The sequence below is a fragment of the Pseudonocardia bannensis genome (genome assembly GCF_012911875.1).
Classification (GTDB): Bacteria; Actinomycetota; Actinomycetes; order Mycobacteriales; family Pseudonocardiaceae; genus Pseudonocardia; species Pseudonocardia bannensis.
The window spans coordinates 1-23,785 of sequence record NZ_JAAXKZ010000095.1 but is presented as its reverse complement, the minus strand read 5'-3'; the positions used below and the strand labels follow the sequence as shown (position 1 = coordinate 23,785).

At 73.4% G+C, this 23,785-nt stretch carries 21 protein-coding genes; 6 read left to right on the top strand and 15 right to left on the bottom strand.

The features are described 5' to 3' along the window. Positions 1-206 precede the first annotated feature (206 nt). From HF519_RS33005 to HF519_RS21565, 8 genes are all read right to left on the bottom strand, one after another. Entirely contained in the window at positions 207-548 is a 342-nt protein-coding gene (locus tag HF519_RS33005) for a PucR family transcriptional regulator (RefSeq protein WP_169414810.1), read from the bottom strand. A gap of 75 nt (positions 549-623) precedes the next feature. Further along, complete coding sequence (locus HF519_RS21595) at positions 624-992, bottom strand: STAS domain-containing protein (RefSeq protein WP_169414809.1); 369 nt, start codon at positions 990-992, stop codon at positions 624-626. Positions 993-1,416: 424 nt separating this feature from the next. After that, positions 1,417-2,994, bottom strand: a complete 1,578-nt coding sequence (locus tag HF519_RS21590; RefSeq protein WP_169414808.1) for a 4-coumarate--CoA ligase family protein — start codon at positions 2,992-2,994, stop codon at positions 1,417-1,419. A gap of 143 nt (positions 2,995-3,137) precedes the next feature. Further along, positions 3,138-4,058 carry a DUF4349 domain-containing protein gene (locus HF519_RS21585; protein ID WP_169414807.1) on the bottom strand — a complete coding sequence of 307 codons (921 nt, stop codon included), beginning with the start codon at positions 4,056-4,058 and terminating at the stop codon, positions 3,138-3,140. 200 nt (positions 4,059-4,258) lie between these two features. After that, the gene (locus HF519_RS21580; RefSeq protein WP_169414806.1) at positions 4,259-4,744 is read right to left on the bottom strand and encodes a type III secretion system chaperone family protein; all 486 of its coding nucleotides are present in this window, start codon (positions 4,742-4,744) and stop codon (positions 4,259-4,261) included. Positions 4,745-4,761: 17 nt separating this feature from the next. Beyond that, positions 4,762-6,114: a D-inositol-3-phosphate glycosyltransferase gene (gene mshA, locus HF519_RS21575; protein ID WP_312860259.1), complete on the bottom strand. Its 1,353-nt coding sequence runs from the start codon at positions 6,112-6,114 to the stop codon at positions 4,762-4,764. A 33-nt stretch (positions 6,115-6,147) separates the two neighbouring features. Further along, a complete protein-coding gene (locus tag HF519_RS21570) occupies positions 6,148-9,120 on the bottom strand; it encodes a sacsin N-terminal ATP-binding-like domain-containing protein (protein ID WP_169414805.1) in 2,973 nt (990 codons plus the stop codon). 29 nt (positions 9,121-9,149) lie between these two features. Beyond that, positions 9,150-9,926 (bottom strand): DUF3027 domain-containing protein, encoded by a 777-nt coding sequence (locus HF519_RS21565; RefSeq protein ID WP_169414804.1) that lies wholly within the window; start codon positions 9,924-9,926, stop codon positions 9,150-9,152. Positions 9,927-9,996: 70 nt separating this feature from the next. On the opposite strand from HF519_RS21565, the gene HF519_RS21560 reads away from it, so the two are divergent. The 4 genes from HF519_RS21560 (at position 9,997) to HF519_RS21545 (ending at position 13,729) form a co-directional block, all read left to right on the top strand. Further along, positions 9,997-10,737 (top strand): glutaminyl-peptide cyclotransferase, encoded by a 741-nt coding sequence (locus HF519_RS21560; RefSeq protein ID WP_169414813.1) that lies wholly within the window; start codon positions 9,997-9,999, stop codon positions 10,735-10,737. A gap of 118 nt (positions 10,738-10,855) precedes the next feature. After that, entirely contained in the window at positions 10,856-12,547 is a 1,692-nt protein-coding gene (locus HF519_RS21555; protein WP_312860258.1) for an MFS transporter, read from the top strand. A 22-nt stretch (positions 12,548-12,569) separates the two neighbouring features. Next, the gene (locus HF519_RS21550; protein WP_211170388.1) at positions 12,570-13,055 is read left to right on the top strand and encodes a DUF2771 family protein; all 486 of its coding nucleotides are present in this window, start codon (positions 12,570-12,572) and stop codon (positions 13,053-13,055) included. Between the two features lie 122 nt (positions 13,056-13,177). Then, positions 13,178-13,729 carry a DUF8692 domain-containing protein gene (locus tag HF519_RS21545; protein WP_169414802.1) on the top strand — a complete coding sequence of 184 codons (552 nt, stop codon included), beginning with the start codon at positions 13,178-13,180 and terminating at the stop codon, positions 13,727-13,729. 63 nt (positions 13,730-13,792) lie between these two features. On the opposite strand, the gene HF519_RS21540 is transcribed toward HF519_RS21545, so the two are convergent. Together HF519_RS21540 and HF519_RS21535 are read right to left on the bottom strand one after the other, a co-directional pair. Then, the gene (locus HF519_RS21540) at positions 13,793-14,179 is read right to left on the bottom strand and encodes a cold-shock protein (RefSeq protein ID WP_169414801.1); all 387 of its coding nucleotides are present in this window, start codon (positions 14,177-14,179) and stop codon (positions 13,793-13,795) included. A gap of 229 nt (positions 14,180-14,408) precedes the next feature. After that, positions 14,409-16,076 carry an AMP-binding protein gene (locus tag HF519_RS21535; protein WP_169414800.1) on the bottom strand — a complete coding sequence of 556 codons (1,668 nt, stop codon included), beginning with the start codon at positions 16,074-16,076 and terminating at the stop codon, positions 14,409-14,411. Positions 16,077-16,261: 185 nt separating this feature from the next. Here HF519_RS21535 and serS point away from each other — a divergent pair, with 185 nt between their 5' ends. Then, positions 16,262-17,536 carry a serine--tRNA ligase gene (gene serS / locus HF519_RS21530; RefSeq protein WP_169414799.1) on the top strand — a complete coding sequence of 425 codons (1,275 nt, stop codon included), beginning with the start codon at positions 16,262-16,264 and terminating at the stop codon, positions 17,534-17,536. A gap of 30 nt (positions 17,537-17,566) precedes the next feature. Here the strand turns inward: serS and HF519_RS21525 are convergent, their stop codons facing one another. From HF519_RS21525 to HF519_RS21505, 5 genes are all read right to left on the bottom strand, one after another. Further along, positions 17,567-18,760, bottom strand: coding sequence for a S8 family peptidase (locus HF519_RS21525; RefSeq protein WP_312860257.1), 1,194 nt, complete (start codon positions 18,758-18,760; stop codon positions 17,567-17,569). Positions 18,761-19,031: 271 nt separating this feature from the next. Continuing rightward, positions 19,032-20,159, bottom strand: coding sequence for a sulfate/molybdate ABC transporter ATP-binding protein (locus HF519_RS21520; protein WP_169414798.1), 1,128 nt, complete (start codon positions 20,157-20,159; stop codon positions 19,032-19,034). Next, complete coding sequence (locus HF519_RS21515) at positions 20,156-21,007, bottom strand: ABC transporter permease (RefSeq protein ID WP_169414797.1); 852 nt, start codon at positions 21,005-21,007, stop codon at positions 20,156-20,158. The genes HF519_RS21520 and HF519_RS21515 overlap by 4 nt, the downstream gene beginning before the upstream one ends. A 31-nt stretch (positions 21,008-21,038) precedes the next feature. Then, positions 21,039-21,806, bottom strand: a complete 768-nt coding sequence (gene modA / locus HF519_RS21510) for a molybdate ABC transporter substrate-binding protein (protein ID WP_169414796.1) — start codon at positions 21,804-21,806, stop codon at positions 21,039-21,041. Next, positions 21,803-22,207 (bottom strand): TOBE domain-containing protein, encoded by a 405-nt coding sequence (locus HF519_RS21505; protein ID WP_169414795.1) that lies wholly within the window; start codon positions 22,205-22,207, stop codon positions 21,803-21,805. The genes modA and HF519_RS21505 overlap by 4 nt, the downstream gene beginning before the upstream one ends. Positions 22,208-22,277: 70 nt before the next feature. Here HF519_RS21505 and HF519_RS21500 point away from each other — a divergent pair, with 70 nt between their 5' ends. Beyond that, entirely contained in the window at positions 22,278-23,483 is a 1,206-nt protein-coding gene (locus HF519_RS21500; RefSeq protein WP_169414794.1) for an acyl-CoA dehydrogenase family protein, read from the top strand. The last annotated feature ends 302 nt before the right edge of the window (positions 23,484-23,785 follow it).

Here is a 23,785-nt window from a genome sequence, read left to right as displayed (position 1 = left end):
CACCGAGACCGACCCAGCCCGAGAAACCCGCCGGATTCACAAAGCGCCGACAAACGGCCTCCGACCTGCGATGAAACCGCGAACCACCCGTCCGCGTCCGCGCATAGTCCGCGCGGGTCGTTCTCACCGTCCACGTCGGGTACGTCCGCGCTTCCCTGATCTCCGAAGCGATGCCGGGTGCGGGCGGAGCCCCCGGGGTCGTGGCGTCACCTCTGGAGCTGCCGACCGCGCTCGACGTAGCCGAGGAGATGGGTGGCGACCTGAAGGTTGAACTGGGCGTGGCGGTCGCTGAGGTCGGCGGCGAGGACCTGGCGGATGCGGTGGACCCGATAGCGGGTGGTGCTGGTGTGGATCTCGAGCACACGCGCTGCCTTCAGGTAGTCGCCCCAGCAGTCCAGGTAGGCGCGCAGCGTGGCAACCAACTGGCTCCCGTCCTCGGCGTCGGCATCGAGCACCGGGCCGAGCCAGTAACGGACGTAGGTGTCGACCTCGCCGTCGTGCTGGCCGAGCCGAATGAGGCCGGGGAAGTCGAACTGGTCCCCGTTCACGACACACACCCCCGACGGGGGACGGATGTTCGCGAGGTCATCACTGCTCCTGCGGTGGTCGACGGTGTAGCTGCCTCAGCGCATGTCGGCGAGCGCTGATGTCAGGTCGGGGTGGACTTCGAACAACTCCCCGAGGTCCACGGCGATGAGAGCGTCGTACACGGGGTGAGCGGGCGGGGCGATCAGGCAGAGGGCGATGTCGGCCTGTCCTGCCCACTCGGCGACATCGGCGAGGGCCAGAGCGCCGGCGGACGTCAAGCGGGCGAGGTGGGTGAGGTCCAGCGCGAGCAGCCGCGGCGACGCGGCCAGTTGCTCTCGGGCCAGGGCGTGAAGGCTGGGAGCGGCGGTGGCGTCGAGGCCGCCGGTCAGCCGGAGTCGGTAGATGCCGTTCTCGGGCGGATCGTCGATGACGACGAATCCGCCCGTGTGCTCCTGCGGTGTCATGCGACACCTCCAAGCAAGCTGTTCGTCGCTCTCCGGCGGTTACCCGAACCGGGCAGTAGCGGAACCGAACAGCCCGTTCACCTTCGACGAGGCCTGACCTCGGGTGGCCCGACAATGGGACAGCCTATGCCGGTTGGAGGATGCTGTAGCCGGTCACACGGCCGCTTCTGGGAGAGCGGGTCGGGTGGCCTGCGGTACGCGCAAGCGAGGGCGGCTCGACGACGTTCTCGGTGGGTGGCCCGATGAACGCGGACGAGCCCCGGCTGATCCTCGATGGACTGTCCATCGTGGACGCCGGGGCCCGTCGTCGTTTCGCACCTGTTTCGCGGAAGACCGCTCAGGGCCGCCGATCGTCACAGACACCCGGTCCGGCGGCCGAGACCGTCCGTGCTGGTCGGAGCGCCGTTCCGGGTGCTCGGCCGGGTCAGCTCGCGCTGGCCTCGCGGGCGCGCAGGTCCTTGCGCAGGATCTTGCCCGCCGCCGACTTCGGCACCTCGCCGATGAACTCCACGACGCGGACCTTCTTGTGCGGCGCGATGCGCTCGGCGACGAAGTCCATCACCTCGTCCTCGGTCAGGTCGGCACCGTTCTGCTGTTTCACGACGAAGGCCTTCGGGACCTCCTCGCCCTCGGCGTCGCGCACCCCGATGACCGCCGCGTCGGCGATCTTGTCGTGGGTGAGCAGCAGGGCCTCCAGCTCGGCCGGCGGCACCTGGTAGCCCTTGTACTTGATCAGCTCCTTGACCCGGTCGACGATCGTGAAGATGCCGTCCTCGGTGACCGTGGCGACGTCACCGGTGTGCAGGTAGCCGTCGGCGTCGAGGGTGGCGGCGGTGGCCTCCTCGTTGTTGAGGTAGCCGACCATCACGTTCGGGCCCTTGACCCACAGCTCGCCACGACCGCCGGGGCCGACCTCCTCGCCGGTGTCGGGGTCGACGAGCTTGCACTCGGTGTTGGGCACCGCGAAACCGCAGCTGTTGAGGTCGATGTCGGGGCGGTCGTCCGGGATGACGTGGCTGACCGGGGACATCTCGGTCATCCCGTAGCCCTGCAGCACCGTGCAGTTCAGTCGCTTGGCGACGGCGTGGCCGAGCTCGGCGTCGAGCGGAGCGGCGCCGGAGAAGATGACGTCGACGCACGACAGGTCGTACTGGTCGACGATCGGGTGCTTGGCCAGCGCGACCGCGACCGGCGGCGCGATGTAGACCCGCTGGACCTTGTACTCCGAGACGATCCGGAGGAATTCGGCCAGGTCGAACTTCGGCATCGTGACGACCGTGGACCGCCTGTGCAGGCCCTGGTTCATCATCACGGTCATGCCGTAGATGTGGAAGAACGGCAGCACCGCGAGGATCTTGGTGTCGCTCGAGACGTTGCCGAGCGGCTCGATCTGCAGCAGGTTCGCGATGAGGTTGCGGTGGGTCAGGATGACGCCCTTGGCCCGCCCGGTGGTGCCCGACGAGTACGGCAGCACGGCGGTGTCGTCGCCGGTGACCTCGATCGCGGGCGCCTCGGCGGCGGTCCCGAGCAGGTCGCGCAGCGAGGTGTAGCCCTCGGCCCCGTCGAGCACGATGATCGCGTCGTCGGCGAGCCCGGCCTCCTTGGCCGCGGCGGTCGCGCGGTCCAGGAACGGCGAGATCGTGATCAGCAGCTTGGCGCCGGAGTCGCCGAGCTGGTGAGCAAGCTCACCCGGGGTGTAGAGCGAGTTCGCGCTCGTGACGATCGCGTTGGCCCGCAGCACACCGTGGAACGAGGCCACCCAGTACGGGGTGTTCGGCGCGAAGAGGCCGACGACGTCACCCTTGACCACGCCACGCTCGGCGAGCGCCGCGGCGATCTTCTCGACCATGGCGTTGAGCTCGCCGAAGCTGATGGTGGCCCCCGAGCCGCCATCGATCAGGGCTGGGGCTCCGGCCCGGTCGCCGAATCCGTCGGCGAACAGGAACTCGAACAGCGAGACCTCGGGAATCTCGACATCCGGGTACGGGCTGCGGATGGGCATCGGGGCGCTCCCTTGCGAAATCACTACCGGGGGACGGGTAGATCGTCATGATCGACACCGTGGGTGTGGCGCTCATGCTAAATCGGACAGATCGACGACTCGTTAGAGGCCGAAGCTCACCGTGCAGGAGCACACGCTCTGGTCTAACGACCGGATCCTGCGTCCGGTGCGGGGGGCCCGCCGGCCGGGCCGACCCGGCGCCGTGACCGGACGATCCGGACCCCCACCCACCCGAGTGCGGCGAGGACGACCAGCACAGGCAGGAACGGCAGCACGAACCCGACGACCGCCGCGGCAGCCGTGGCGATCGCGCGCAGCCCGTCCCAGCCGGCCCCCAGGCCGGCGCCGAACCCGCCTGCCGGCCGATCGGCACCCGGCCCCGGCGCCGTCCGCAGGTCGATGCTGAGCGTGGACAGCGCGACCTGGTCGCGCACAGCCGCGAGCCGGCGCTGCAGGGACTCCAGTTCGGCCTCCCGCTGCGCGAGCTCCGACTCGACGGCCACCACCTCGCCGACGGTCTCGGCTCGTTCCAGCAGTGCGCGGACCCGGACCACGCTCGCCTGCTGGCTGGCCACCCGGCCGTCCAGGTCGACGAGATGCTCGGTGACGTCCTGGGCCTCACTGCTGCGCTCCAGCACCCGGCCGAGCGCGGCGACCCGTTCGACGAGCGCGTCCAGCCCGGCCTGCGGCACCCGCAGCACCAACCGGCCCGTCCGGTCGCCCGCCTGTTCCTCGGCGACGAACCCACCCGCCGCGGCGGCCGCGAGTCGCACGTCGCGCGCCGCGCCGACGGCGTCGGGCACCTCGACGCTCAGCCGCGCGGTACGCACGATCGCGCGGTCGACACCGTCCAGCGGCACCAGGGGCGAACCCGCCTGCGGCGCGCCCGGAGCAGGAGCGACCGCCGTCGCGCGGGACGGCGCGTCCGAAGCGGACTCCCCCGCGGCGCCGGCGTCCCGGGACGCCGGGGTGCCGGGCGCGAAACCGCTCCGCGTGGCATCCACTCCCGCCACCGCCAGTACGGCCCCGCCCAGCAGCACGATCCCTGCGATCGCTCCCAGCACCCAGCTCCTGCGTCGGCGCACGACGGCCTCCCGCTCCCGGTCCACGGCAACAGGACGGACGCCGGGGGCCACCCGGTTGGCCACCCCCGGTCACGAACCGGCAACAACCCCCGCCGCCCACGTCGGCGATCAAGGCCGGAAGGGGGTGGTTCGGCCGCGAAGGACCCCCTTCCGCCCTTGATCAGCGGGTCGGGGTGGGGTCAGGCGAACAGGTGCTCGAACGCCCGCAGGTTGGCCAGCGACTCGCCGCGCTCGGAGCGCCAGGCGTGTTCGCGGCGGATCGAGGTGGCGAAGCCGAGCTCGAGCAAGGTGTTGAAGTCCCCGTCGGCGGCCTCGAGCACCTGGCCGAGCACCCGGTCGAGCTCGTCGGCGGTCACGGCGTGCAGGCCGATGCGACCGATGAGGTGGATGTCACCGATGCGGTCCAGGGCGTAGTGGACCCCGTAGAGCCGCGCGTTGCGCTGCAGCATGAACCGGTAGACGCCCTCGTGGTTCTCGTCGGGCTGACGGCAGACGAACGCCTGGACGAACAGCGTGTGCTCGCGCAGCAGCAGCCAGCACTGCGTCTGCAGGCGGTTCGTGCCGGGCAGCGTGACCAGGAACTGGCCCGGCTCACGGCGGTGGTGGTCGACCTCGAGTTCGCGCAGCGCGGCCTCGACCTGCCCGTCGAGGCCGTCGGTATCCATCTGGGGCACTCCCCTCGTCAACGGTCGATCAGGCCCGCGAGCGCGCCGTCCGGCAGCTCCGCGGGCTGACCCGTGCGTAGCCGGTGCTGCAGCGCCGCAAACTCCGCGCCCGCGTCGGCGTATGTGTCGAGCAACGCATCGGTGGTGCGGTCCCAGGAGAACTGCCGGGCGTGCTCGACCGCGCCGGCCCCCAGCTCGTCGCGCCGCCCCGGGACGAGGGCGACCCGGCCGAGCGCGTCGGCCCACTCCCCGGCGCCGTGGCCCGGGACGAGCAGCCCGGAGCGCTCGTCGGCCACCGCCACCGGCAGGCCGCCCACCCCGGCCGCCACGACGGGCGTCCCACAGGCCTGGGCCTCCAGAGCCACCAGGCCGAACGACTCGTTGTGGCTCGGGACCGCGGCGACGTCGGCGGCCCGGTACACCTGCACCAGGCCGTCCCCGGACTGCGGGGGCAGGAACCGCAGCACGTCGCCGAGCCCGAGCGACGCCCCGAGGCTCTGCAGCGCGGTCGGCTCCGCCAGTCCGCTGCCCGAGGGCCCGCCCGCGATGAGCACGACCAGCCGGGAGCGCAGCCCGGGGTCGCGGCGCAGCAGCTCCGCCGCGGCGCGCAGGAGCACGTCCGGGGCCTTGAGCGGCTGGATCCGGCCGACGAAGGCCAGCACGACGGCATCGGGGGCGATGCCGAGGGCCACCCGCGCGGCGACCCGGTCGCCCGGCCGGAACCGCTCCAGGTCGACCCCGGGCGGGATGGTCACCGTCCGCGACGGATCGGCGCCGTAGAGCTCGATGAGCTGGCGGGTCTCGATGTCGGTGTTGCCGATCAGCCGGTCGGCCTCGGCGACCACCTGGTCCTCGCCGATCACCCGGACCATCGGCTCCGGGCGGTCGCCCTCGGCCAGCGCCGCGTTCTTCACGCGGGCGAGCGTGTGCGCGCTGTGCACCAGCGGGACGCCCCAGCGGTCGCGCGCCAGCCAGCCGACCTGCCCGGAGAGCCAGTAGTGCGAGTGCACGACGTCGTACCAACCGGGATCGTGGCGAGCCTCGGCGCGCAGTACACCGGCCGTGAAGGCGCAGAGCTGGCTGGGCAGGTCGTCCTTTCCGAGACCCTCGAACGGCCCCGCCGCCACGTGCCGGACCAGCACCCCGGGTGCCAGTTCGGCGACGGGCGGGAGCTCCGAGGACGTCGCCCGGGTGAAGATCTCCACCTCGACGCCGCGCTGCGCCATCCGGATCGCGGTCTGGACGATGTAGACGTTCATCCCGCCCGCGTCGCCGGTTCCGGGCTGTTCCAGCGGGGAGGTGTGGACCGACAGGACACTCACCCTGTTCGGCAGCACCGCATCCACCGCATCGCCGACGCGATCGCCAATCACGAAATCTTTCCTAGCACGCGACCGGGTTCTTCACCCAGCAACCGGTTCGTCCGATGCATCCGCCGCCAGTAACCCCATGAGCGCGCGCAGCGGATCCGCGGCGTGCCACCGCCCGTCCGCATCGGGCCAGGCCGGGACCGTTCGGCGACCGGCGACGGGGCGCCGCACGTCGATCACCAGCTCGTCGTGCAGCAGCAACTCGCCCGGCGGCACCGGAACCCCGAGTGTGTGACATGCCACCACGACCTCCCCGAGATCGGCCCAGCGGACCGGCCGGCCCGGATCGGGCACCGAGGCCGAGACGACATCGGACGCGAGCGGCAGGTCGAGCAGGTCGGCCAGCGCCGGGAGGTCGCCGGGGTCGCCACCGCCCACGAGCTCGGTGGCGGGCAGCACCGCGGCGAGCCACGGCAGGTCCAGCACCACCGCGTCGTCGACGTCGACGACCGTGCCGTCGAGCGCACGCACCCGCTGCGGCGGGTCCAGCTCCGCAGGGTCGACCCGGCCGGCGACGACCGCCGCGGCGAGCTCGGCGTGGGCGTCGGCGACCAGCGCGACGCCGGGGCGGCGGTCCGGATCGGACAGCCGGGCCAGCAGGTCGGCGGCGTCGCGGGTGTCGGCCACCGCGAGGCCGGTCCGCACCCCGACCGCGGCGAGGAACACCTCGTCCACGACGGGCCCCGGGACCGGGTCGTAGAGCTCCGCGAGCCCGGACGCCGACGGCAGCCGCCAGTAGCCGAGCCGGCGGCCGTCGAGCCGGGCGTGCACCGACAGCCACCACGCCGCATAGCCGCCGTGCAGCACCGCGGCCCGGGTGTCCGGCTCGCCGGCCAGCAGCCGCAGCGCGGCCGGCCAGGCGTCGTCGGCCACCAGATCGAGATCCCGGACCGCCGTCAGCCGGGCCGGGGGCTCGCCCAGCCCTTCCCACCAGCGGTCCTCGTCGTGCAGGTCGTGGCCGGGGCCCGTCGGTTCCTCGTCGACGAGCACCGCGAAACCGTCCAGCACGCCGACGGCCGCCAGCACCGACCGCGGGATCCGCTGTGCCCAGGACGTGTCGAGCACCCCCACCGGGACGTCCTCGGCCAGCAGCGGACGCAGCGCGGCGTCGGGCAGCATCAGCTCGTCGGCCCGGCCCGGCTCGCCCTCGTCGTCGGGCAGCGCCAGCGCGCCGAGCCACCGATGCCGGGCGGTGACCACGGGGCCGACCTCACCGATCAGGCCGAGCACGGCGTCGGCCAGCGGGCCGGTGTCCAGACCGGCCTCGGCGTCGTCCACCGAGCGTTCGACTGCGTCGCGCAGCGCCGGGTGGTCGAGGACCCCCACCGGGTCGGCCGGCGCCGCCCCGAGCCGGGACAGCAGCGGATGGACGGCCTCGGGGTCGGCGATGTGCAGCCCGGGCAGCCCCAACTCGGCGAGCCGCGCGACAGGCCCTGCCGAGCCGTCCCCGCCCGGCAGCAACACCGAGGAGGGTCCGGCCACCGTACGGCCGTCCGCGAGCGGCACCGGCAGCCCCCGCAGCTCCTCGATCAGGCCGGGGACGGTCTCCGCAGCCGGTGTCAGCGCCGCGTACACCGTCCGCCACCAGGCCCCCGGCCGGCGGACGCCGAGCAACCGGCCGACCAGCTCGTCGGCGCCGAGGCGGTGCACACCGAGCTCGGCGAGCACCCCGGCGGGCGCGCCCGCGACCGCGGCCGGGGCGATCAGCCCGGCGAACGCCCCGTCCGCGGCGGCGAGCAGCTCGGCCAGCCCCTCGGCGCCCGGCAGGTCCAGCCATTCGGCGCGCCGCGGGACGAGCACCGACCCGGCGGGGTCCTCGGCGGCGGGCAGCCACGCGGCACCGCGCAGCGCGTCGAGCAGCACCTCGCGGATCCGGCCGTCGATCTCCGAACGCGGGAACCCCGGTACCGGGACGAGTGCGAGCCGATCGCCCGGCGGCACCGCCCGGACCAGCTCCAGGTAGGCGGGGCCGGCCTCGGCGAGGATCCGGTCGGTGACCGGTCCGCCGCGGGTGCGGCGCCGGTCGGGCTCGAGCGGGACGGTGGCGATGAGCCGGGCCGGCAGCGACATCCGTTCGGCGCTCGCCGTCGGCGCGTGCAGCACGTCGCCGGCGTCGGGATCGAGCGGCCGGGTCCGGCCCGTGGCGTCCACCGGCACCGCCCAGCAGACCGTCCAGTCACGGCGGCCGCGCTGCTCGGCGGCCTGCGCACCGGCGTGGGTGGCGTCGAGCCGCCCGGCGCGACGGGCGATCAACCAGTGCCGGGGCTCCTCGCCGCCCTCGATGCGCAGCGTTCCCCGGTCCTCGCAGACCCGGCGCAGCACCGTCTCCCCGACCGCGATCTCCACGAGATCGGGCAGCGCCAGCAGCAGGTCCGGCGCCGCGGCCAGGGCGGCGGCCAGCAGCGTGGCCCCGTCCGTCCCGTCCCGCAGCGGCAGCCGGACCTCGGTGTCGAAACCCGCGGGCGGCGCGGGCTCGTCGGGCGCCACCGGCCAGGCCAGCCGCAGGATCGGCAGCTGCCCACCGCGCCGGGCGAGCTCGGCCGCCGGCCCGGGCAGCGGGGCCACCGCGGCGGCGGTGCCGGATGCGGAGAACCGCACGCCGAGGCCGGCACCACTGATCACCCGGGGCTCGGTGGACAGCGGCAGCACCGCGGCGAACCCGACACCGAACCGGCCGACCGACCCGTCGTCGCGCTTGGCCGAGGCGCGCAGCGAGGCGAGCGCGGCGACCCCCGCGGCGTCCAGCGGCGCACCGGTGTTGGCGACCCGCAGCTCACCGTCGGCCGAGGTCACCCGCAGCCGGCCCGGGACCCCCGCGGCACGCGCCGCATCCGCGGCGTTCTGGGCCAGCTCGACGAACCACGCCTCGGCGTAGCCGCCGAGCAGCAGGTCCTCCTCGGCGTTCGCGTCCTCCCGGAACCGGGTCGGTGAACCGGACCAGGAGTCCAGGACCGCGGCGCGCAGCGCCGCGGTGCGGTAGGGATCGGAGATCTCGGGGGCGGCCATCGGGCCGGCGACGCGTCGCGCTCGAGCCGTCAGGACCCGGCCGGCTCCAGGTCGACGCCGTCGTCGTAGACCAGCGCGGCGACGTGCACCGGCGAGCCGCCCTCGACCACGACGTCGGAGTGCGCCCCGCAACCGAACTCGACGGACACCACCTTGCCGTCCGCCGGGCTGTACTCGTTGGCGCAGACCCCGAAGCCGGCCCGCAAGGAGCCGGCCAGCGGGACGAAGAACGCGCAGGTCCCACACGTCGCGGGCGCCGCCTTCGCCATCGGCGCGGCCGGTCCGTGCGGGCCGTCCTGCCAGCGCTGCGCGGCCTCCAGGCGGCCGTCGCGGCTCAGCACCCGGGTCCGGCCGAGGCCGACCTCGACGGCGACCTCCTCGACGGCCGGGTCGTCGGAGGCCAGGTAGGCCGGGACCAGCCGGTCGTCGTCGGGGGCGGTGGGCAGCAGGTCACCGACACCGAGGTCCCCGGGCCGGACCCGCTCCTGCCACGGGACCCAGGTCGGCGCGACGAGGGCGTCCGGACCGGGCAGGAGGACGACCTCGTTGACCGTCACCGGCTCGCCGGTGCCGGCGCAGGCCAGCGTGACGGCCCACCGCCAGCCGCGGTAACCCGCGTACCGGGCCTCGAAGAAATGGGTGAGCGTGTTGTCGCTCTCCAGCCGGCTCTCGAGGTGCTCGCCGACGGATTCGACGGCGGCGTCGGGCCGGATCTCGGTACCCGCCTCGTCGATCGCGGCGGACCGGGCCAGCGCGACCGCGTCCGCGAGCAGTCGCGGCGGGTCGAGGGTCGGAACGGCGCTCATCCTGCAAATTGTGCCACCCTGCTCCATCGTGACGGTCCGGCGTGCACTGCTGGGCGCCCTCGCCCTCGTGATGGCGGGCTGCGGCGCCGCGACGCCGCCGGCCGATCACGGGCCGGCGGTCCCCGTGCTGCGACCACAGGTCATCGCGGAGCAGCCGCACGATCGGACCGCGTTCACCCAGGGCCTCGAGCTCGCCGGCGGGGTGCTCTACGAGGGCACCGGCCTCGAGGGCCGCTCCCAGTTGCGGGAACTCGACCCGGCCACCGGGCAGCCGGCCCGGGCGGTCCCGCTGCCGGGTGAGCTGTTCGGCGAGGGCATCACCGTCGTCGGTGACCGGATCTGGCAGCTCACCTGGCGCGACGGCGTGGCCCTGGAGTGGGACCGGCCGACGCTGCGGCTGCTGCGCCAGGTCCCGCTGGAGGGCGAGGGCTGGGGGTTGTGCCACGACGCCGCCGCGGGCCGCCTGGTCCGCAGCGACGGCACCGACCGGCTGCGCTTCCACGACCCGTCGACGTTCGCGGAGGCCGGATCGGTGCGCGTGACACTCGACGGCCGGTCGGTCCCGGAGCTGAACGAGCTGGAGTGCGTCGACGGCCAGGTCTGGGCCAACGTGTGGCGCACCGAGCGGATCGTGCGGATCGACCCGGGCAGCGGGCGGGTGACGGCGGTGGTGGACGCCACAGGCCTGCTCGACGCCGGCCGCCGGGCCGGCACCGACGTGCTCAACGGCATCGCGGCGGTCGGCGACGGCGAGTTCCTGCTGACCGGCAAGCTGTGGCCCGCCATGTTCCGCGTCCGGTTCGTCCCGTGACGCGCCGCTCGCCTCGCGCAGGTCGTCCCGCGCGGGTGTAGGTCAGAATGTGGGGGTGGCCCGGTTCGGTTCCTCCCAGCCCCGTCGGGGGCGCCGTGCAGGTGGGCGGCGGACCTGGGTGACCGTCGACGGCGGGCTCGCCTCGGCGTCCATGCCGGCGTCTCCCGCGCCGGACCCCGCCGCACCCGCGGCCGAGCCGCCGGTGGCCGACACGGCCTCGCCGTCCGGGCCGCCCCCGCGCCCCGCGTCCGAGCCGACGGCCCGGCGCCGCTACCCGTGGCACGACGACCCGGACTACGACCCGGCGGAGTACCGCCGCAATCCGCCGCCCGCGCCGCAGTGGCGGCCTCCGCCGTCGGGCCCGCAGGTTCGGCCGCCCGATCCGCGCCCGGGGGCAGGCTGGTCCGATGCCGACGACGAGCCACCCGCGGCGGAGCCCGAGCCTCCCCGCCGCCCCGGCCCGCGGATGCCGCGCAAGCTCACCGTGACCCGGGTCGCGGCGCTGCGCAGCCGGCAGATCACCGAGAACGGGATCCGGGCGTTCCGGCGCGCGGCGACGGCCGACGGCGCCGACCGATCGGGTCTGACCGCCCTCACCTACGCCACGATGATGACCTACGCGGTCGACGCCGCGGTGGCCGTGGCGCTGGCCAACACGCTGTTCTTCGCCGCCGCGACGGCGGAGAGCAAGACCAATGTGGCCCTCTACCTCGCGATCACCGTCGCACCGTTCGCGCTGGTCGCGCCGGTGATCGGGCCGCTGCTGGACCGCCTGCAGCGGGGCCGGCGGGCGGCACTGGCGGTCTCCTTCGGCGGTCGCGCCGTACTCGCCGTGGTGATGGCGCTCAACTACGACAACTGGCTGCTCTACCCGGCGGCGCTGGGCACGATGGTGCTCAGCAAGTCCTACGTGGTGCTCAAGGCGGCGGTCACCCCGAGAGTGCTGCCCGAGAGGATCACCCTGGTCACCACGAACTCGCGGCTGACCGCGTTCGGGCTGGCATCCGGGGCGGTGTTCGGCGGGATCGGCGGCGGGGTGGCCGCCGTGGTCGGCTCCGAGGGCGCCCTGTTCTACACCGCCGGCCTGGCCGTGGTCGGGACCCTGCTGTGCCTGCGGATCCCGCGCTGGGTCGAGGTGACCGCCGGGGAGGTGCCGGCCGCGCTGCGCTCCGGCAAGCGGGACCGGCGCCGGCCGACGGGTCGGCACGTGCTGGTCGCGCTGTGGGGCAACGGTTCGATCCGGGTGCTCACCGGCTTCCTGACGCTGTTCGTCGCGTTCGTGGTCAAGGCCCAGACCGAGGAGGACCCGGCTCGCCAGCTGCTGCTGATCGGTGTCGTCGGCGCGGCCGCGGGGCTGGGCGCGTTCACCGGCAACGCGGTGGGTTCCCGGCAGCGGTTCGGCCACGCGGACGCGGTGGTGCTGGCCTGCATCTCGGCCGCGTGCGCGTCGGCGGTGGTGGCCGCGGTGCTGCCCGGGATCGTCACGGCGGCGATCGTCGGGCTCGTGGCCGCGACGTGCAGCGCCCTGGCCAAGGTCTGCCTCGACGCCGTGATCCAGCGCGACCTGCCCGAGGAGTCCCGCGCGTCGGCGTTCGGGCGGTCGGAGACGGTGCTGCAGCTGGCCTGGGTGTTCGGCGGCGCGCTCGGCGTCCTGCTACCGCACTCCACCTTCTGGATCGGCTTCACCGTCGTCTCCGCGGTGGTGGCGCTCGCGGGGACGCAGACGGCGATGATCAGCCGGGGCCGCAGCCTGGTGCCGGGGATGGGCGTGCGGGCAGCGCGGCCCGACCCGCAGCCCGCCGCCCGCTGAGCCCGGCCCGCCGGTCCGTAGTGTGGACGCCGTGTTCCGCCGCGCGCTCCCGGCCCTGCTGATCGTCCCCGCCCTGCTGCTGGCCGGTTGCGGATCGGACGCTCCGCCGCAGGTGACGTTCGCGGTGGGCGAGCAGGAGCGGAGCACCGGGCCGACGCAGTACTGCGACCTGCAGCTGACCGGCTGCAAGGACGACGCCGCCGCCGAGGTGCGGCTGCCCGTACCGGCCGGCGCCCCGGTGCAGGTGACGGTGCCGGACGAGGTCTCCGAGGCGCCCTGGCACGTCGTCTTCAGCTATCGCGGCACGGACGGGCAGCAGGTCGACGGGCGCAGCCCGGTGTTCGCCCCGAACCAGCAGCAGGACTACGCCCTGCAGCTCCCCGGCCCGGCCGACCAGCTGATCACCGCGCAGGTCCAGCAGTTCGGCCCGGCGCCGATCACGAACGACCGGACCGGCGAGGTCGAGTTCCCCATCCGCGGCAGCTGGGTGCTGGTGGCGGACGCCTGACCGCCCTGGGCACTCCGCGTTTCGCCCGGCGTCTGCTCCCTGGTCACACTGGTCACTCTCCGGTAACCTGCCGTCACTTTTCGCGGTCGTCTGCGCACGGGAGCGCCGGGACGGGAGCCGACATGAGCCTGCACCGCACGACCGGGTCCGGCCGGGCCCGGGCCACCCCGCCCCTCGTCCGCCAGGTCGTGGTCGCGCTGGGGATCGTCGTGGCGACGGCGGCGGTGATCGCCGGCGTCGTCGCCGGGAAGGCCGGCGACCGGTCGGCGGCCGGATTCCTGCTGGTCGGCGGCCTGCTTACCGGGTTGTTGATCCTGGACGACTTCCTGCAGTCCCACGAGTCCGTCTATCCGGCGCTCGGGGTGAGCGAGATCTACGTCTACCCGGCCTACGCGCTGCTGTTCAGCGGCTGGGCATGGCGCTGGCGGGAGCGCCTGCTGGACAGCGACCTGGTGCTGCTCGTGCTCGCCGGAGCGCTGTTCGCCGTGATGATCCTGGTCGACCAGGTCGGCACACCGTTCGGCTGGAACTCCCACATCGTGGAGGACGGCGCGAAGGCGACCGGAATGGCGGTCCTCGCCGCCTACCTGATCCGCGCCGGGCTACGTGTCGTGCTCATCCACAGCCAGGGCGTCCGGCGTCCCGCGCCGGCCCGCCACGCGGCCGGGCGCTGAGTGCACGCCGGGGCCGGCCCACGGTCGTGGGCCGGCCCCGGCGTGGCTCCGTGGCGCTACCGATCAGCCGTCCAGGTCGCGGGCGACGGCGCGCACGACCTCCGCGGCCAGCTTGCACGTCTTGCGATCGGGGTAGCGGCCCCGGCGCAGGTCGGGCTGCACCTTGGACTCCAGAAGCCGGATCATGTCCTCGATCAGGCCGTGCAACTCCTCGCCGGGACGGCGGGTCGCCTCGACCACGGAAGGCGGCGTGTCGACCAGCCGCACGGACAGCGCCTGCGGGCCACGCCGGCCCTCGGCCATCCCGAACTCGACCCGTTGACCGGCCTTCAGCCCCTGCACCCCTGCTGGCAGCGCGGCCTTGCGAACGTAGACGTCCTCGCCACCGTCCTGGGCGAGGAACCCGAAGCCCTTGTCGGCGTCGTACCACTTGACCCTGCCGGTCGGCACCTAGCTCACCCGTTCCTCGATTGGTCCCCGCGTCGCACGACGCCCGCCGGATACCCGGCACTCGCACGACAAACGCGCCCCTGATGCCTGGTCCGCCGCACATTCGTGGTCGGCTCGCCGAGCGACACCGGGACGCGCGTGCGCAAGCCTAGCGCCGAGACGCCCGTCAGCGCAGCGGCCAATACGGCGGTCCGCAAGCGGCCGAGCGGCGGCTTGCGGACCGCCGGGGTCAGGCGTTGCGCACGGCGGCCGCCGCGGCCAGGTCCAGCATCTCGATCGAGCGCTCGCGCATCTCGACCTTGCGGACCTTGCCGGTGACGGTCATCGGGAACTCCTCGACGACCACGACGTAGCGCGGGATCTTGTAGTGCGCGAGCCTGCCGGTGGCGAACTCGCGCACGGCCTCCGCGGTGAGCTCCTCGGCGCCCTCGCGCAGGGTCACCCAGGCGCACAGCTCCTCGCCGTAGCGGACGTCGGGTACCCCGACCACCTGTGCGTCCAGCACGTCGGGGTGGGTGTAGAGGAACTCCTCGATCTCGCGCGGGTAGATGTTCTCCCCACCGCGGATGACCATGTCCTTGATCCGGCCGGTGATGTTGACGTAGCCGTCGGAGTCCATGATCCCGATGTCGCCGGTGTGCATCCAGCGCGCAGCGTCGATGGCCTCGGCGGTCTTGTCCGGCTCGTTCCAGTACCCGAGCATCACCGAGTAGCCGCGGGTGCACAGCTCGCCGGGCTCGCCGCGGGGCAGCGTCAACCCCGTCTCCGGGTCGACGATCTTGATCTCGACGTGCGGGTGCACCCGGCCGACGGTGGACACCCGCAGCTCCAGCGAGTCGTCGGCGCGGGTCTGGGTGGACACCGGCGAGGTCTCGGTCATGCCGTAGCAGATCGTCACCTCGGTCATGCCCATCCGGTCCACGACCTGCTTCATCACCTCCACCGGGCACGGCGAGCCGGCCATGATCCCGGTGCGCAGGCTGGACAGGTCGTAGGACTCGAAGTCGGGGTCGTTGAGCTCGGCGATGAACATCGTCGGCACCCCGTAGAGCGAGGTGCAGCGCTCCTGCGCGACGGCGGCGAGGGTGGCCTTGGGGTCGAAGCCCTGGGCCGGGATGACCATGGTCGCGCCGCTCGAGGTGCAGGCCAGGTTGCCCATCACCATGCCGAAGCAGTGGTAGAAGGGCACCGGGATCGCGACCCGGTCGTCGGGGGTGTAGCCGCAGATCCGGCCCACGAAGTAGCCGTTGTTGAGGATGTTGTGGTGGCTCAGCGTGGCGCCCTTGGGGAAGCCCGTGGTGCCGGAGGTGTACTGGATGTTGATCGGGTCGTCGGGGCTGAGCGCGGCCTGGGCCTCGGCCAGGGCGGTCCGGTCGCCCGCGCGGCCGGCCTCGACGAGCTCGTCCCAGTCGGAGGTGCCGATCAGCACGACCTGGCGCAGCGCCTCGCAGCGCGGCCGGACCTCTTCGATCATCGCCGCGTAGTCGGAGGTCTTGAAGTTCTTCGCGGCGACCAGCACCGAGATCCCGGCCTGGTTGAGCACGAACTCGAGCTCGTGGGTCCGGTACGACGGGTTGATGTTGACCAGGATGACGCCGATCTTGGCCGTGGCGTACTGGACCAGCGTCCACTCGGCCATGTTCGGCGCCCAGATGCCCAGCCGGTCGCCCTTGCCCAGGCCGGCGGCGAGCAGGCCCGTCGCGACCGTGTCGATCTCCTCGCGCAGCTGCGCGTAGCTCCACCGCCGCCCCGTGGCGACCTCGACCAGAGCCTCCGCGTCCGGCAGGGCGGTGGCGGTGCGGTCGAAGTTGTCGCCGATCGTGTCGCCCAGCAGCGGCACATCCGAGATGCCGGAGGCGTAGGACGGAACGGCAGGGGCGACGCCAGCGGAAGTCACGGCGTTGTACTCCTCGTGCGGTCGGTCGGTCCGCACGGACCGGCCGGGGGACTCCAGGGCGGTCTACGGACCGATGATGATCCTGTGATCCGAGCCATATCCTGCGCCAGGGCGCCGGTGGCACGCCACCTCCATGTGGGGACTCGGCCGGAAACCCGCTCCTCGACGGGCGATACCCTCGATGGATGCACGACCCCCGCGTCCTGCTCGATCCCGCCACCGACGCCGTGCGCCGGCTCGCCCGGCGTGGCTACCACCTCGACCTCGCGCAGCTGGAGAAGCTGCTCGGCGGCCGCAACGCCGCCATCCAGCGGGGCGACGAGGCACGGGCGGAGTCCAAGCGGATCGCGTCCGCGGTGAAGAACGCCTCGCCCGAGGAGCGCCCCGCCCTGGTGGAGCGGGCCCGCGAGCTGAAGTCGACGGTCGCGGCCGCCGAGGAGGAGCACAAGACCCTCGAGGCCGAGCTGCAGGACTTCCTGCTCGGGGTCCCGAACCTGCCGGCCGACGAGCTGCCCGACGGCTCGTCCGACGACGACGCCGAGCTGGTCCGGACCTGGGGCGAGCCGGCGCAGCTCGACTTCGCCCCGCTCGACCACGTCGACCTCGGCGAGAAGCTGGGCATCCTCGACCTGCCGCGCGCCACCAAGCTCTCGGGTCCGCGGTTCGCCGTGCTGCGCGGTCAGGGCGCGGCGCTCGAGCGGGCCATCGGCCGGTTCTTCCTGGACCTGCACACCCGCCGGCACGGCTACACCGAGTTCTCGGTGCCCACCCTGGTCACCCGCGCCACGATGACCGGCACGGGCCAGCTGCCCAAGTTCGAACAGGACCTGTTCCGGACCGAGGTGGCCGACCGGGAGCTGTTCCTCATCCCGACCGCCGAGGTGCCGCTGACCAACCTGCACGCCCGCGAGACCCTCCCCCTCACCGAGCTGCCGCTCGCCTACACCGCGCAGACGCCGTGCTTCCGCTCGGAGGCGGGCTCCTACGGCCGCGACACCCGCGGGCTGATCCGCCTGCACGAGTTCTCCAAGGTGGAGCTGGTGCGCATCGTCGACGCGGAGCGCTCCCGGGAGGAGCTCGAGATCCTGCTCGGCCACGCCGAGGCCGTGCTGCAGGAGCTCGGGCTGGCCTACCGGGTGGTGAAGCTGGCCGCCGGCGACATCGGGTTCTCCGCCGAGTTCACCTACGACATCGAGGTGTGGCTGCCCAGCCAGGGCCGCTACCGGGAGATCTCCTCGGTCTCGGACTTCGGCACGTTCCAGGCCCGCCGGGCCGGGATCCGGACCCGGGCCAAGGACGGCAGCCGCGGATTCGCCGCCACCCTCAACGGTTCCGGGCTGCCGGTCGGCCGGACCCTGGTGGCGATCCTGGAGCAGGGTCAGCAGGCCGACGGCTCGGTGCGCATCCCCGAGGCCCTGGTGCCCTACACCGGCTTCGACGTCCTGCACCCGGAGCAGTAGCCCGGCCCGTGGCGCCGGCCCCGGCCGGCCCTACAACCCGCCGGTGTACAGCAGCCGGTTCGGAGTCCCACCGGTGTTGCCGCCGGAGACGGCGCCGGTCGTCGACTGGTCCAGGATCCACTGCCGGACGGTGGCACTCGGCGCCTCGCCGAAACGCTGCTTGTACAGCGCCGCGACCCCGGCCGCGAACGGCGCGGCCATCGAGGTGCCGGTGTAGGACGCGGTCCGGCCGCCCGGGGTCGTCGAGATGATGCCGGTGCCGGGGGCGTAGAGGCCGACGCACGACCCGGTGCTCGAGCTCGACGCCCGCCGGTCCTCGATCGTCGTGTTGGCCACCGCGAGCACGCCGTCGGCCGCCCGGGGCGCCACGGAGCAGTCGTTCGCGCCGGTGTTGCCGGCCGAGACGGCCACGAACACCCCGGAGGCGACGAGCTGGGAGACGGCCGAGACCAGCACGTCCGAATCGCCGTAGCTCCACGACATCACGGCCACCGACGGGCCGTCGCTGTTGTGCGCCACCCAGTCGACGCCCGCGAGCAGCGAGGACAGGGTCCCCGATCCGTTGCAGTCGAGGACTTTCACCGACCGCACCCGGGCCTGCTTCGCGACACCGTAGGTCTGCGACGCCGCGATCCCGGCGACGACGGTGCCGTGCCCGTCGCAGTCCCCCGGGGTGTCGTCGATGGTATTGGTGCCGAACTGCGCCCGGCCGCCGAAGTCCGGGTGCGTGACGTCGACGCCGGTGTCGAGCACGTAGACGGTCACCCCCGCACCGGTGGCCTCGGCGGTGTAGCGGCCGTCGAGCGGCAGGTTGCGCTGGTCGATGCGGTCCAGGCCCCAGTTGGTCGGGTCGGCCTGGGTCGCCTCGGTGGCCGCCAGCCGGACCGGCCGCGGTTCGAGCGGGCTGATTCGCCGATCCTCCTCGACGCCGAGGACGCCGGGCCGGTTGCGCAGCCCGTCGACCTGCGCGCGGGTCAGGCGGGCGGCGAACCCGGCGACGGCCCGGCGGAAGACCATCGTGGGCTCGACCCCGACCGCGTCGGCCGCCTGCGTCGCCTCGGCCTCGCTGCGGGCGTGTACGACGTAGTCCGCGGGCCCGGTGGCGACCGGGTTCGGGATCGGGGAAAGCGTGCCCTGCGCGAAGCCGGTGGCCGGCCCGAGCAACGCAGCGGCCAGCTGGAGGGCGATCACCGCGGGGACGACCCGCAGGAGCAGTCGCGTCACGGAAAGCGACGCTACGGGCGGTTCGCGCCCGGAACCAGAGACACGATCGAGGTAGGTGATGCCGATGTGCAAGATGTGACAGCACTGGGTATTGGTCTCTGCCGCCGTCCGAGTGGTCCGGCCGGCGCTCCGCGATCCGGAGTCGCCGCGGCCGCCACGTACGACGCCGGGGCCGGTCCCGGCCCGGCCCCGGGGCAGCGCGGTGATCGTCCCGGTGACGTCGGCCGAGGCCGGCCCGGCCGTGGAGAGGACCCCTGCGGGTGACGCCCGATCAGCTGCCGGCCGCGTGGATGCCGACCTCGGTCGCCTTCACCACGAACCACAGCGCCGACCCCGGCTCCGCGCCCAGATCGGCGACCGCCGCGGGCGTGACGTCGGCGGCCAGACCCTCGACCCAGTCCGGACCGCCGTCGACCGCGCCCGCCCGCAACCGCACCACGTCGCCCCGCGGCTCGATGGCCGCCAGCCGGACCGGCAGCAGGTTGCGCGGGCTGCCGTGCGGCGGCTCGGCGTAGACCGCCACCGCCGAGGGCGGGAACACCGCCACCGCCCGGTCCCCGGGTGCCGTCGCGCTGTCGCTGCGGCCCGACACCACCGTCCCGTCGTCGGTGCGCAGTCCCTCCGCGCAGGCGGTTCCGGGCACGAGGTCCAGCCCCGCGATCCGCGCGGTGAACGGGCTGCGCGGGCGGGTCAGCACCTCCCTGGTCGGTCCGTGCTCGACGACCCGCCCTCCGGTCAGCACGACCACCCGGTCGGCCAGCACCAGGGCGTCCAGCGCGGAGTGGGTGACCAGCACCGCGGTCTGTTTGGCATCGCGGATCATCCGGCGCAGCAGCGAGCGCATGGCCGGGGTCGCGTCCACGTCGAGCGCCGCGAGCGGCTCGTCGAGCAGCAGCAGGCCCGGCCCGGGGGCCAGCGCGCGAGCGAGCGCGACGCGTTGCTGCTGGCCGCCCGACATCTGCGCCGGGCGCCGGTCGGCCAGCGCGGCGACGTCGACCTCGGCGAGCAGTTCGCGGGCCCGCCGCTCGGCCTCGCGCCGGGGCACGCCCGCCGCGCGGGGCCCGAACGCGACGTTGCCCACCGCGGTGAGGTGCGGGAACAGCAGCGCCTGCTGGGCCAGTAACCCGACCCCGCGGCGGTGCGCCGGGACGTGCACGCCGGCCGCGGTGTCGGTGATCACGGTGTCGCCCACCCGGACGTGCCCGGCGTCCGGGCGCAGCAGCCCGGCCAGAACCCCGAGCAGGGTGGACTTGCCGGCGCCGTTCGGGCCGAGCACCGCGAGCACCTCGCCGGGTGCCGCGGCCAGTTCGACGTCCAGGCCGAACCCGGGCCGTTGCAGGCTGATCGCGGCGTCGAGGCCGGAACCGGTGCCGGGGGTCCCCGGCCCGCCGGGGCTCATCGCAGCCCCTCGACCGTCCGCGGCCGCCCGACCGCGATCACCACGACCGCCACCACGACGAGCAGCAGCGACAGCGCCACCGCGGCATCCACATCGGTCTCCCGCTCCAGATAGACCAGCAGCGGCAGCGTCCGCGTCGTCCCCTGCAGGCTGCCGGCGAACGCGATCGTCGCCCCGAACTCCCCCAGGCAGCGCGCGAAGGCGAGCACCGCCCCCGACGCCAGCCCCGGCAGCACCAGCGGCACCGTGATCCGCCGGAATGCCAGCGCGGGCGAGGCCCCCAGGGTCGCGGCGACGGCCTCGTAACGCCGGCCCGCGGTGCGCAGCGCGCCCTCCAGGCTGACCACCAGGAACGGCATCGCCACGAACGTCTGCGCGAGCACCACGGCCGCGGTCGTGAACGGCACCGTGATGCCGAACGCGAGGTCCAACCCACGCCCGACCAGCCCCGTCCGCCCGAGCAGGAACAGCAGCGCGAGCCCGCCCACCACCGGAGGCAGCACCAGCGGCAGCAGCACCACCGAGCGCAGCATTCGCAAGCCCCGCAGCCGGCCGCGGGCCAGCACCACCGCCAGTGGCCCGCCGAGCACGATGCACAACGCGGTCGAGATCGCGGCGGTGAGCAGCGAGAGCCGCAGCGCATCCAGGGCGGCATCGCTGAGCAACAGCTCGGGCATCCGCGCCCAGTCGGCCTTGATCAGCAACCCGAGTACCGGGAAGACGATCAGGGCGAACGCCAGCGCCGCCGGTATCCAGAGCAGCCAGGGCAGTCCGACACCCGTGTCGTGGCGGCGGTCGGGCGCGGACCGCCTGCGGCTGCGTGACTCCTGGTCGAGCGTCGTCGTCATGCCCGGCACACCGTTCGGCGTCGCGGCCGGATCACGGCGTGCCGAATCCCGCTGCCTGGAGCGTCTTCCGGCCGAACTCGCCCGTCACCAGGTCCTGGAACCGCTGCGCCGGCTCGGCCTGCGGCGCGCCCTTCACCACGGCGATCGGGTAGTTCGTCGGCGCCCGGTCGGCCTCCGGGAAGCTCACGCCCTGCACCCTGTTCCCGGCTGCGAGCACGTCCGTGGGGTAGACGAGTCCGGCGTCGGCGTTGCCCGTGCTCACCTTGCCCAACGTGGACTTGACATCCGGCTCCTCGCTGACCGGCGTCAGCGTCACGCCGGTGGCCTTCTCGACCTTGTCGGAGGCCGCGCCGCACGGCACCTGCGGTGCGCACACCACGACCTTGAGGTCCGGCCGGGCGAGATCGGCGAAGGACGCGATGCCCTTCGGGTTCCCCGGCGCGGTCGCGATCTGCAGCACATTCGTGGCGAACACCGTCGGCGTCCCGGCGGCCAGGCCCGCGTCGGTGACCGACTTCATGGTGGCGTCGCTGGCCGCGGCGAACACGTCGGCCGGGGCTCCGTTGACGATCTGCTGGGCGAGGTCCGACGAGCTGCCGAAGTTGAGCTTGACGTCGACCCCGGGGTTCTCGGTCTCGAACTGCTTCTCGAACGTGGTGAACACGTCGGTCAACGAGGCGGCCGCGAAGACGTTCAGGGTCCGGTTCCCGGATGCCCCGGCGCCGTCCGACCCACCTCCGCAGCCGGCGAGTGCCAGGCAGAGCACGGCCGTCACAACGGTGAGAACACGGACCTTCACGAGTGGCCTCCGGGGGTCTCGATCACGACGTTGGTCGACTTGATGACCGCGACGGCGAGCGCCCCCGGTTCCAGACCGAGCTCGCGGACGGCCTCGCTGCTCATCAGCGACACCACCCGGTGCGGCCCGCACTGCATCTCCACCTGCGCCATCACCCGGTCGGCCACCACCGCGGTGACGAGCCCGACGAACCGGTTGCGCGCGGAGCGCCCCACGTCCGACGGGTCGGGCGGGGCGTGGGCGTGCTCGCGGGCGAAGGCGGCGAGCGCGGCACCGTCGATGACCTTGCGGTTGGACGCGTCCGGCTGGACCGGGAGCGTCCCCGCCTCGACCCAGCGGCGGACGGTGTCATCGCTGACGCCGAGCAACCGAGCGGCCTCAGAAATCCTGAACTGCGGCACGGAAGCGAGCATATGTCCGTGCTTGCAACTTTCACCAGCCGCGGTTCCCGCGTGTGGTTTGCTGCGGGGCGTGGACTTCGAACCCAGCACCGTGGCTGCCGACTACACGAAGCGGATGCGTGCCTTTCTCGACGAGAAGGTGTTGCCGGCGGAGCCGGCCTACGACGCGTGGCGCGCGGAGCGGCGCGGTACACCCCAGGAGTGGGACCTGCCCCCTGTCATCGAGGAACTGAAGGCCGAGGCCCGCTCGCGCGGGCTGTGGAACCTGTTCCTGCCGAGCGTCTCAGGTCTGTCCAACCTGGAGTACGCGCCGATCGCGGAGGTCTCCGGGTGGTCGCCGGTGATCGCCCCCGAGGCGATCAACTGTCAGGCCCCCGACACGGGGAACATGGAGACGCTGCACCTGTTCGCCACCCCGGAGCAGAAGGAGCAGTGGCTGAACCCGCTGCTCGAGGGCGAGATCCGGTCCGCGTTCGCGATGACCGAGCCCGACGTCGCCTCCTCGGATGCGACGAACGTGCAGACCACCATCCGCCGCGAGGGTGACGAATACGTCATCTCCGGCAAGAAGTGGTGGATCTCCGGCACCGCCGACGAGCGCTGCAAGATCTTCATCGTGATGGGCAAGACCGACCCGGAGGCGGCGTCGCACCGCCAGCAGTCGATGGTGCTGGTCCCCCGCGACACCCCCGGCCTGGAGATCAAGCGGCACCTGCCGACGTTCGGCTACCAGGACCAGCACGGCCACTCCGAGCTCGAGTTCCACGACGTCCGGGTGCCGGTGAGCAACCTGCTCGGCGAGGAGGGCGGCGGGTTCGCCATCGCCCAGGCCCGGCTCGGCCCTGGCCGCATCCACCACTGCATGCGGCTGATCGGCATGGCCGAGCGGGCCATCGACCTGATGGTGCGGCGCGCGCAGTCCCGCATCGCCTTCGGCCGGCCGCTGGCCGATCAGGGCGTGGTGCGCGAGCAGATCGCGCAGTCGCGGATCGAGGTCGAGCAGGCCCGGCTGCTGGTGCTCAAGACCGCGTGGCTGATCGACCGGGCCGGCGCCAAGGGCGCCGCGACCGAGATCGCCGCGATCAAGGTGATCTGCCCGCGGATCGCCTGCGACGTCATCGACCGGGCCATCCAGATCCACGGTGGTGGCGGTATGAGCGACGACTTCCCGCTCGCCTACTTCTACACCTGGGCCCGCGCGCTGCGCCTGGCCGACGGACCCGACGAGGTGCACCTGCGGACCGTCGCCCGGCAGGAGCTCGGCCGGCACAACTGACCGACGTCGCCGCGGGGCGGTCCTCTCCACTCGATCAGGACGAGCTCGCTCCGGCGATTCGCTTCTGCGATCGCCCCGCGGATTTCTCTCCGCATCTGCGGAGGGCGACGTCAACCGAGGTCGAGCAGTGACCAGCACGCGTGCTGGACGGCTACGCTCGTGCCGTGACGGCTACCGAGCTCGGCCTCCCGGCGTTGCGGGGGTCCATCACCCGAGACCCGGCCCGCCCCGACGACCCCCGGTTGATCGACGGGTTCGGCCGGGTGGCGACCGACCTGCGCATCTCGCTGACCGACCGCTGC

Bases quoted from the DNA above. Each gene is read 5' to 3' on its own strand.
- HF519_RS21595 (WP_169414809.1), bottom strand. From the start codon at position 992: ATGACACCGCAGGAGCACACGGGCGGATTCGTCGTCATCGACGATCCG.
- serS (WP_169414799.1), top strand. From the start codon at position 16,262: ATGCACGACCCCCGCGTCCTGCTCGATCCCGCCACCGACGCCGTGCGC.
- HF519_RS21560 (WP_169414813.1), top strand. From the start codon at position 9,997: ATGGCGGGCTGCGGCGCCGCGACGCCGCCGGCCGATCACGGGCCGGCG.
- HF519_RS21570 (WP_169414805.1), bottom strand. From the start codon at position 9,120: ATGGCCGCCCCCGAGATCTCCGATCCCTACCGCACCGCGGCGCTGCGC.
- HF519_RS21515 (WP_169414797.1), bottom strand. From the start codon at position 21,007: ATGACGACGACGCTCGACCAGGAGTCACGCAGCCGCAGGCGGTCCGCG.
- HF519_RS21590 (WP_169414808.1), bottom strand. From the start codon at position 2,994: ATGCCCATCCGCAGCCCGTACCCGGATGTCGAGATTCCCGAGGTCTCG.
- HF519_RS21520 (WP_169414798.1), bottom strand. From the start codon at position 20,159: ATGAGCCCCGGCGGGCCGGGGACCCCCGGCACCGGTTCCGGCCTCGAC.
- HF519_RS21545 (WP_169414802.1), top strand. From the start codon at position 13,178: ATGAGCCTGCACCGCACGACCGGGTCCGGCCGGGCCCGGGCCACCCCG.
- HF519_RS21580 (WP_169414806.1), bottom strand. From the start codon at position 4,744: ATGGATACCGACGGCCTCGACGGGCAGGTCGAGGCCGCGCTGCGCGAA.
- HF519_RS21565 (WP_169414804.1), bottom strand. From the start codon at position 9,926: ATGAGCGCCGTTCCGACCCTCGACCCGCCGCGACTGCTCGCGGACGCG.